Here is an 8,683-nt window from a genome sequence, read left to right on the forward strand (position 1 = left end):
TGGCGCGGGCGGCATTTTCCCGCCGTCCTTGCAGGATACGCGCCTGGGGTTGTCTAATCCTTGACATTCCCCGATCCGCGCCAGGATCACAAGCCTTGGTGGCTACCGGTTGTTCCCGTTCCGCCACACCAGATGGCGCGCAATTTCGAATCTCTAGATGGGATTGTATCGGATTGAAGCAAGTCGCCCCATGACTCCCTTGCAGGATATGGGGATGAACACGGCCCAGCCTGGGGACGTTCCGGCCCAGTTCTGGCATGGGGGCTTAGGTAGGCGCGTTCTGAGGGCAGACTGCGCTATTTCGGCGCAAGCTGGAGTTTTGGGGGAAGTATGGACGATCCGGCTGACGACACAGGCGTCGTGGCCTTCGATTTCGATGGCACCCTGACCACCAAGGACAGCTTTACCGCCTTCCTGCGCTGGCGAGCAGGCGGTGCGCGCTATGCCCAGGGTATGCGCCGACTGGCACCCGCAGCGGCGGCCTATCTATTTCATCGCAACCGCGGGCGGCTCAAGGCTGCCGCCGTCCGTGAATTCCTGCTCGGCGTTCCCAGGGCCAAACTGGAAGCCGACGCCAGGGCATTTGCCGAAGCCTATGCCCCCAGGCTCCTGCGCCCGGACGCCCTTCTGACCTGGCGACGCTGGCGTGGGCGGCGGGCCACCATGGCCATCGTGACCGCCTCCCCTGACATCATCGTCCAGCCCTTTGCCCGGGGGCTTGGTGCCGACCATCTGATTGCGACGCGCCTGATGTTTGACGCCGACGACCGGGTTTCCGGCATTTTCGATGGCCGCAATTGTCGCGGTCCAGAAAAGGTCGCGCGGCTAAAGGCCGTGTTTGGCCAAGAGCTTCGCCTGCGGGCCGCCTATGGCGACACCAGCGGGGACCGCGAAATGCTGAAGATCGCCGACGAAGCCGGCTACCGGGTCTTCAAGGAAGCCCCTTGATGCGGCCTGCCTGGAGCCCTGCCGCGCAGCGCTGTTGAGCGCTGCGCGGGATCGTCTCTAGTCTTCCGTGCGCCGCTCGTAGACGTGATCCACCAGGCCCCAGGCCTTGGCTTCTTCGGCGGTCATGAAATGGTCGCGGTCCAGGGTCTGCTCGACCACCTCGATGGGCTGGCCGGTGTGCTTGGCGTAAAGCTCGTTGAGCCGGCCCTTGGTCTTGATGATGTCTTCGGCGTGGCGCTGGATGTCCGAGGCCTTGCCGGTGTAGCCGCCAGACGGCTGGTGCACCATGATCCGGGCATTGGGGAGGGAAATCCGCTGCCCCTTCTCACCCGCCATCAGCAGGAACGAGCCCATGGAGGCCGCCATGCCCATGCAGACCGTGGAGATCGGGCTCTTCACGTATTGCATGGTGTCATAGATCGCCAGGCCGGAGGTCACGATCCCGCCGGGCGAATTGATGTACATGGAGATCTCTTTCTTGGGGTTCTCAGACTCCAGATAGAGCAGCTGGGCGCAGATCAGGGCGGTCATGCCGTCCTCGACCGGGCCGTTGAGAAAAATGATTCGCTCCTTCAGCAGGCGCGAAAAAATATCGAAGGCCCGTTCGCCGCGGCTGGTCTGCTCGACCACCATGGGCACGAGGTTGAGCGCGGTGGTCACATGGTCACGCATAAGCTTGAAAGCCCTTCTCGATTGGCGAACGTCAGATCGCCGCCGTCCTACTCGATATCGCGTCTGTGGTCGGCGGTTGCAAGACGACCCTCCGACGCTGCGCCTTTCAGAACCCCTAAAAACGCATGATCCCGGCGTCGCGCCAAGGCCACGCCGGGATCATTAGCCTGAAACATCATCGCCGCCACGGCGCGACGAAGGCGTTTTACTCGCCGTAGCCCTCGGGCAGATCGTCCTCGGCCATCAGCTCGTCCTTGCTGACGTCCTTGTCCTCGACCTTGGCCTGACCCACGATCAGGTCGACCACCTTGTCTTCGAAGATCGGGGCGCGCAGCTGAGCCTGGGCGTTGGGATTCTGGCGGAACATGTCAAAGATCTGCTGCGCCTGGGGCCCATAACGCATGGCCTCCTGACGCATGGCTTCCAGCAGTTCCTGCTCGGTCACCTGGACATTGTTCACCCGGCCGATTTCAGCCAGGACTAGGCCCAGGCGGACCCGACGCTCGGCGATCTTGCGGTACTCAGTTTCCAGCTGCTCGTCGGTCTTGCCGGCGTCTTCCGGCGGGAGGGACTCCTGGGCCTTGTCCTGCTGCACCTGGGTCCAAATGGCGGCGAACTCGGCCTCGACCATCTTGGGCGGCAGCGGGAAGTCGTGCTTGGTGTCGAGCGCGTCGAGCAGGGCGCGCTTCAGCTTGAAGCGTGAGGCGCTCACATACTGCTGCTCAATGTTGTCGCGCAGCAGGCTCTTGAGCTTTTCGAGGCTCTCAATGCCCAGCTTCTCAGCGAAGGCGTCGTCGGCGACGGTGTCCACAGGCGCGGCGATCGCCGTCACCTTGACCTCAAACTCGGCTCCCTTGCCGGCGAGATGGGCGGCCTGATAGTCCTCGGGGAAGGTCACCTTGACCACGACATCGCTGTCGGCCTTGGCACCCACGAGCTGGTCCTCGAAGCCAGGAATGAAGCTGCCTGACCCCAGCACCAGCTGAGCGCCCTCGGCCGAGCCGCCCTCAAACGCGACCCCGTCAATCTTGCCCACGAAGTCGATGGTCAGCTGGTCGCCATCCTTGGCCTTCGCGGTCTTGGCGGTCCGGGGCTCAAAGCTGCGGTTCTGCTTGGCCAGCTCGGCCACGGCCTCATCCACCTCGGCGTCGCCGGGCTTGTAGACCGGGCGGACCAGCTCGAGCGTCGAGGGATCGACCGGATCAAACTCCGGCATGATCTCCAGGGCGATCTCGAACGACAGGTCAGCCTTGCCGTCCACCACGTCCTGCAGGTCGCCTTCCGGCTTCAGGTCAGGCTCGCCAGCCGGGCGCAGCTTGTTGTCCTCAAGCACCTTCTGAGTGCTCTCGGTGATGGTCTGCTCAACCAGCTCGGCCATCAGGGCCTTGCCATGCACCCGACGCACATGGGCCGGCGGCACCTTGCCCGGGCGGAAGCCCTTGATGTTCAGCTGGGGCGTGATCTCGGTGATGCGCGCATCCAGGCGCTCGGCCAGGTCCGCTGCCGAAACAGTGACGCCGTACACGCGGCTCAGGCCTTCACCGGACTTTTCAACGATCTGCATCGACATTCTTGCTTCCGGACTCCGGGGCGCTGTCACGCGCTCTTGACGGTCCGCCTAAGGTTGAAACGGAAAGCGCCGCCTACATCGAGGCGGCGGGAGGGCGCTCTTATGTCACGGGCGCATTCGGTGTCCAAGAGTAAAGGTTGGTGCGGGCGAGAGGACTCGAACCTCCACGCCTTGCGGCGCTGGAACCTAAATCCAGTGCGTCTACCAGTTCCGCCACGCCCGCATTCCACGCCTGCCATCGTCGGTTTGCCCGGCGTCGTCAAGCCGCCAGCCTCGGACACTGTCGAAAGTCGAGGTTCGTCGGGGTTATCGGCCCGAATATAGGCTGCGCAGGACCGCTGGCGTAAGCCCAGGGAGATCTTCTGCAATCAGACCTGGACCATGGGTCTGCGCGGCTTCGGCGTGAATCCAGACCCCCGCGCAGGCCGCCTCGAAGCTATCCATCCCTTGGGCCACCAGGCCAGCGATGTAGCCGGCCAGGACATCGCCACTGCCGGCCGTGGCCAGCCAGGGTGAGCCATTGAGATTGACAGCCGCCCGTCCGTCCGGCGACGCCACCACCGTATCTGGCCCCTTCAAGAGCACGACGGCGTCGGCCAGTTCTGCCGCCTTGCGGGCTGCGGAAATCCGCTCAGGCGCATTTTCCAGCATCCCCGGAAACAGGCGCTCAAACTCACCGGCATGGGGCGTCAGAACATCATCACGGTCGAGGACCGAAAACAGCTCCTCAGGGTCCTCGCGGAACACCGAGATCGCATCAGCGTCGAGAATCAAGGCCGCGCCGGTTCGGGCCAGGGCCAGGACGTTCATCACCGTCGACTCGCTCAAGCCCGCAGCCGGTCCGATCACGGCGGCATCCACATCTGTGGCCAGGGCTTCCAGTTCGGCCTCGGTGTCAAAGGCGCGGAGCATGATCGCTTCGAGGTGCGCCGCGTTTGAGGCCAGGGCATCTGTGAGCGACAGGACTGTAACCACGCCCGCGCCAATCCGCAGCCCCGCCCGGGCGGCCAGTCTGGCAGCGCCTGTGCTCCAGGCCGGCCCACTGACCACCACAAGCCGGCCGCGGGCGTGCTTGTGCGAGGCCGCATTGGGCCAGGGAAAGCGCGGTGCCCAAAGCTCCGGCGTGTTCTCGAAGACATCGGTGGCGAGGGGGGAAAGTCCGATATCGGCCACCACCACTTCGCCACACCGACCCCTACCCGGCTCCAGCACATGGGCGGGCTTACGGGCATGAAAGGTCACAGTGAGGGCCGCGCGACCACAAACCCCCACGGGCAAGCCGGTATCGCCAGGCAGGCCGCTGGGGACATCGATCGCCACCACCCGCTCAGGGGAGCTGTTCAAGTGCTGAATGACTCGCGCAGCATCGCCGGCCAGCGGGCCAGACAGACCCGCACCGAACAGGGCGTCAATATAGAGATCGGCTGACAGGTCGGCTTCAAGGCTGAGGGGCACGCCCCCCCACGCCGCCGCCATAGCCTTGGCAGTCTCCGACCGTGGAGCGGCCAATGCGGCAACCCGAACAGGCCAACCCCGGTCCGCCAGGAGTCTGGCGACCACATAGCCATCGCCGCCGTTGTCACCGGGCCCACAGAGCACAAGGGTTTCGCAGGGGGCAAAACGCTCGCTGACCGCCGCAGCGACTGCGGCCCCTGCCCGCGACATGAGCTCGACGGCCGGCGTACCGGCCGAGACGGCAGCACGATCGGCCGCGCCCATCTGCGCGACGCTGAGAATGTGTCTGGGCGTCACCTGGCCACCTTGAGGGATTACAACACGCCTGTTGAGGCTTCACGCCCTTTTTCGATTAAAGTCAGGGACTTGCCATCAGTTTCAAGTATAGTGATTGAGGTGTGATCTGGACGGAAACTCACCACCCGATCCTCGCCGGTCAACAAGGAGACCACCGCATTGATCGCCACGAAATGGCTGAACACCGCCGTGTCGCCGCGGAGATAGAGGGCCTGGGCCACCTGACGTCGCCAAGCGTCATAGTCCAGGTCCCCCTTGATCTCGCCCCAGGCCCCCTCAAAGGCCTGACGCAGCCACTCGCCTCGCGCCTCAGGCGGGAGGGCCGCAGGGGTCGGGATCTCACCAACTCCGGCGTCGATTTCCACCTCGACCCCCAGAGCGTGTGCCGTCGGCAAGGCCGTCTCCCGGCAACGGGCCAAGGGAGACGAGACCACCCGACGAGGACGCTCAGCCTCCGGCTGGCCCAGAAGAAAGTCCCGGGCAGCAGCGGCCTGGTCGTGACCGGTCTGGTCCAGACCAGGATCATCGTCGTGCCCGCCCCAACTGGCGGCAGGCTTACCGTGGCGGATCAGATAGAGGCGCGGCATAGGGCTTAGTCCGGAATAAAGAGGTTACGCTGACCTTCGGCGGCGGGCCCCACCGTACCGGTTCGGCCCACAGATTCCACGGCTTCCAACCCAGCCAGGACGGCAGCGTCTGTCGGGGTATGGGCCACGAAGCGACGGTCGGCCTCATCGCGCCCGACCACGATCCCCAGCATGTAGCCCTCTCGGCCGTGCACGACGGTATAGGTCTCGATCACGGCGCGACCCTGAGGGGTCTCTGTGACAACCGGATGTCGCAGGGCGTCGATCTCCCGCTGAATGACGCCAGGGTCCTGTCGCTCGAACGGCGCGTTCGGTGGACGGCAGGAATAGATCCCGGTGGATTGCTTGGTCAGGAACCAGCCATTTGCGGTCACAAGGCCATAGGTCTCGCGGGCCGCGCGCAGCCGACGCATCATCACGGTGATGGCATGCATGGCATAGTTGTTACCGGGGCCCCCAGCATAGGGCAGCCCCCCGGTAACAGTGAGCCCCCGGGGGTCGTCCAGGGACAGGCCCAACGCCTCAGCCCCGATCTCCACAGCGACGGGAAAGCAGGAATAGAGGTTGATGATCCCGACCTCATCGAGGCTGATCCCGGCCATCTCCAGGGCGCGAGCGCCGGTCAGCTGCATGGCGGGACTGGAATGAAAGTTCTGCCGGTCAAGGGGATACCAGAGATCGGCGGCGTCGGCACAGCCATGCAGATACACCAGCCGGTCCTCCGGCACGCCCAGCTCCCTGGCCTTGGCGAGACTGGCCACCAGGACGCCCGCCGACTGGTCCACATCCATGATGGCGTTGAGGTATTTGGTGTAGGGGAAGCCCACCATTCGGTTACGGTCGGTGACCGTTATCAGTTCCTCAGCCGACCGGGCGATGGGAAACCACGCGTCGGGATTTGCCGCCGCAACCTCGGTGAATGGTGCGAACAGGGCCCCGAGCCTGGCCTGATGATCGGCGATGCTTCGGCCATCCCGCGCCCTCAGGGCATTCTCGAACAGGGGATAGGTATTGATGGGCCGCCCCAGTCCGTGCCGCGCCTCATAGGGGGTGGCTCCCGGGCGAGGATCGCCAATGCGCTCGGGTGCTGGCAGACCGGTGTCTTCTTTCCAGTCCTCAAAACCAAGCCCACGGGTCAGGCGCTTGGTGGCTGAACCTAGGAACTCACATCCGACCACGAGGCCAAGCTGGGTTTCCCCCCGGGCGATCCGCTCGCACAGCACATTGATCAGTTGCTGGGGACTGTTGCCGCCCATGTGGGAATACACCGCCCAGGCTGGCGAAGCCCCCAAGGTCCTGGACAGGCTGAGCGGCGGATTGGAGCTATGCGGGGTCGGCCTGCCGCCGCCTGGGGCATCGACCGTGAAGCCGACCACGGCCAGACTGTCGATCCCTTGCAGGGCGACCGCAGACAGGCCGGCGTCCTCAGCCGCCGCAAGCGCCGCAATCTTCAGCAGTTGAGTCGGTGCTGGCGAGACCTGCGGTTCACCTCGATAAGTGAATTGTCCCGCCCCGATCAGAACTGGGGTTCTATCGTCCATGGCAACGCCTCCGCACCCAACTTCGCCGCGCGATCCTAGGGGCCTATCGGCGGCTCACAAGGCCATTTCGGCACCGCACATTTCATAGGCGCCTGGCGCCTATTTTATGCGCAAGGGTCGATTTCGCCCCCCTGCCCCGTTGTCTCGGCCCGGCGCCCTCTTGTCGCCTGTCGGCCCGGCATGCTCCGTCGCCTGACCCCCCTGCCCAGGGCGGCGCGTTCAGTTCGACGAGGCCCTATGAAGAAGATCGAAGCCGTCATCAAACCCTTCAAGCTCGACGAGGTGAAGGAGGCGCTGCAAGAAATGGGGGTGCAGGGCATGACCGTACTTGAGGCCAAGGGCTACGGACGGCAGAAGGGGCAGACGGAGCTGTACCGCGGCGCTGAATATGTCGTGGACTTTCTGCCCAAGATAAAAATCGAGGTGGTGGTCGCTGACGACCAGCTCGATGGGGCCCTTGAGGCCATCACCACTGCGGCGCGTACGGGCCGCATCGGAGACGGAAAGATTTTTGTCTCCGAGATCATCGAGGTTCTGCGCATTCGCACCGGGGAAACCGGCGCGCTTGCCGTTTGACGTTCTGACCTACCACGCGAGTTAGGGGATAACCGCCATGACGACCGCCAAAGACATTCTGGATATGATCGCTGAGAAGGACGTGAAGTATGTCGACGTCCGCTTCACCGACATCCGCGGCAAGATGCAGCATGTCACCTTCGACATTGACCTGGTCGATGACGACTTCCTGACCGACGGCACCATGTTCGATGGCTCGTCCATCGTCGGCTGGAAGGCCATCAATGAGTCGGACATGAAGCTGCGTCCGGACCTGAACTCGGCCTATATCGACCCGTTCTACCAGCAGACGACGCTGTGCCTGTTCTGCGACGTGCTGAACCCCGACACCAACACCCCCTACAACCGCGACCCGCGCTCCATCGCCAAGGCCGCACTGAACTATGTGAAGTCGGCCGGCATCGGTGACACCGTCTATTTCGGCCCCGAGGCCGAGTTCTTCCTGTTCGACGACGTTCGCTGGTCCACCTCTCCCCACAACACCGGCTACGCCTTCGACTCCACCGAACTTCCGGTGAACTCCTCGAAGGAATACCCCGAGGGCAACATGGGTCACCGGCCGGGCCCTAAGGGTGGCTATTTCCCGGTCAACCCCATCGATTCCGCCCAGGATCTGCGCGGCGAGATGCTGGCGGTCATGGGTGAGCTGGGCATGCAGCCCGAGAAGCATCACCACGAGGTGGCCCCGGCCCAGCACGAACTCGGCCTGAAGTTCGCCGATCTGCTGACCATGGCCGATCGGATGCAGCTTTATAAGTACGTCATCCACAACGTCGCTGCCGCCTACGGCAAGACCGCAACCTTCATGGCCAAGCCGATGTTTGCCGACAACGGTTCGGGCATGCACGTCCACCAGTCGATCTGGAAAGACGGCCAGCCCATGTTCGCTGGCGACAAGTATGCCGGCCTCTCGCAGGAATGCCTCTGGTACATCGGCGGCATCATCAAGCACGCCAAGGCCATCAACGCCTTCGCCAACTCCACCACCAACAGCTACAAGCGCCTGGTGCCCGGCTACGAAGCCCCGGTGAAGCTGG

The 8,683-nt window shown here is 64.0% G+C and carries 8 protein-coding genes and 1 tRNA gene; 3 read left to right on the plus strand and 6 right to left on the minus strand.

Features of this window, described 5'->3' with window-relative positions; genetic code table 11:
• Window positions 1–330 precede the first annotated feature (330 nt).
• Complete coding sequence (locus tag MH112_RS01215) at window positions 331–948, plus strand: HAD-IB family hydrolase (RefSeq protein WP_296562881.1); 618 nt, start codon at window positions 331–333, stop codon at window positions 946–948.
• Between the two features lie 57 nt (window positions 949–1,005).
• On the opposite strand, the gene MH112_RS01220 is transcribed toward MH112_RS01215, so the two are convergent.
• The 6 genes from MH112_RS01220 to MH112_RS01245 all read right to left on the minus strand — a co-directional run bounded on the left by MH112_RS01220 (window position 1,006) and on the right by MH112_RS01245 (window position 7,070).
• Window positions 1,006–1,620 carry an ATP-dependent Clp protease proteolytic subunit gene (locus tag MH112_RS01220; RefSeq protein WP_296562883.1) on the minus strand — a complete coding sequence of 205 codons (615 nt, stop codon included), beginning with the start codon at window positions 1,618–1,620 and terminating at the stop codon, window positions 1,006–1,008.
• Between the two features lie 205 nt (window positions 1,621–1,825).
• Complete coding sequence (tig, locus tag MH112_RS01225; RefSeq protein WP_296562893.1) at window positions 1,826–3,184, minus strand: trigger factor; 1,359 nt, start codon at window positions 3,182–3,184, stop codon at window positions 1,826–1,828.
• Window positions 3,185–3,328: 144 nt separating this feature from the next.
• Window positions 3,329–3,413: transfer RNA gene (locus MH112_RS01230), tRNA-Leu, on the minus strand.
• 83 nt (window positions 3,414–3,496) lie between these two features.
• The gene (locus MH112_RS01235) at window positions 3,497–4,942 is read right to left on the minus strand and encodes an NAD(P)H-hydrate dehydratase (protein WP_296562884.1); all 1,446 of its coding nucleotides are present in this window, start codon (window positions 4,940–4,942) and stop codon (window positions 3,497–3,499) included.
• A 17-nt stretch (window positions 4,943–4,959) separates the two neighbouring features.
• Window positions 4,960–5,529, minus strand: a complete 570-nt coding sequence (locus MH112_RS01240; RefSeq protein WP_296562886.1) for a histidine phosphatase family protein — start codon at window positions 5,527–5,529, stop codon at window positions 4,960–4,962.
• A gap of 5 nt (window positions 5,530–5,534) precedes the next feature.
• Window positions 5,535–7,070, minus strand: a complete 1,536-nt coding sequence (locus tag MH112_RS01245) for an acetyl-CoA acetyltransferase (RefSeq protein ID WP_296562888.1) — start codon at window positions 7,068–7,070, stop codon at window positions 5,535–5,537.
• A 237-nt stretch (window positions 7,071–7,307) separates the two neighbouring features.
• Here MH112_RS01245 and MH112_RS01250 point away from each other — a divergent pair, with 237 nt between their 5' ends.
• Window positions 7,308–7,646, plus strand: coding sequence for a P-II family nitrogen regulator (locus MH112_RS01250; protein ID WP_296562890.1), 339 nt, complete (start codon window positions 7,308–7,310; stop codon window positions 7,644–7,646).
• A gap of 37 nt (window positions 7,647–7,683) precedes the next feature.
• On the plus strand, window positions 7,684–8,683 hold a 1,000-nt coding region (gene glnA, locus MH112_RS01255), incomplete at its 3' end, for a type I glutamate--ammonia ligase (protein ID WP_296562891.1).

Origin of the sequence: Phenylobacterium sp. (assembly GCF_022402485.1) — a bacterium.
Lineage (GTDB): Bacteria > Pseudomonadota > Alphaproteobacteria > Caulobacterales > Caulobacteraceae > Phenylobacterium.

Excerpts from the sequence above, each read along its gene's own strand:
- MH112_RS01215 (WP_296562881.1), top strand. The coding sequence starts at position 331 with ATGGACGATCCGGCTGACGACACAGGCGTCGTGGCCTTCGATTTCGAT.
- MH112_RS01220 (WP_296562883.1), bottom strand. The coding sequence starts at position 1,620 with ATGCGTGACCATGTGACCACCGCGCTCAACCTCGTGCCCATGGTGGTC.
- tig (WP_296562893.1), bottom strand. The coding sequence starts at position 3,184 with ATGCAGATCGTTGAAAAGTCCGGTGAAGGCCTGAGCCGCGTGTACGGC.
- MH112_RS01240 (WP_296562886.1), bottom strand. The coding sequence starts at position 5,529 with ATGCCGCGCCTCTATCTGATCCGCCACGGTAAGCCTGCCGCCAGTTGG.
- MH112_RS01245 (WP_296562888.1), bottom strand. The coding sequence starts at position 7,070 with ATGGACGATAGAACCCCAGTTCTGATCGGGGCGGGACAATTCACTTAT.
- MH112_RS01250 (WP_296562890.1), top strand. The coding sequence starts at position 7,308 with ATGAAGAAGATCGAAGCCGTCATCAAACCCTTCAAGCTCGACGAGGTG.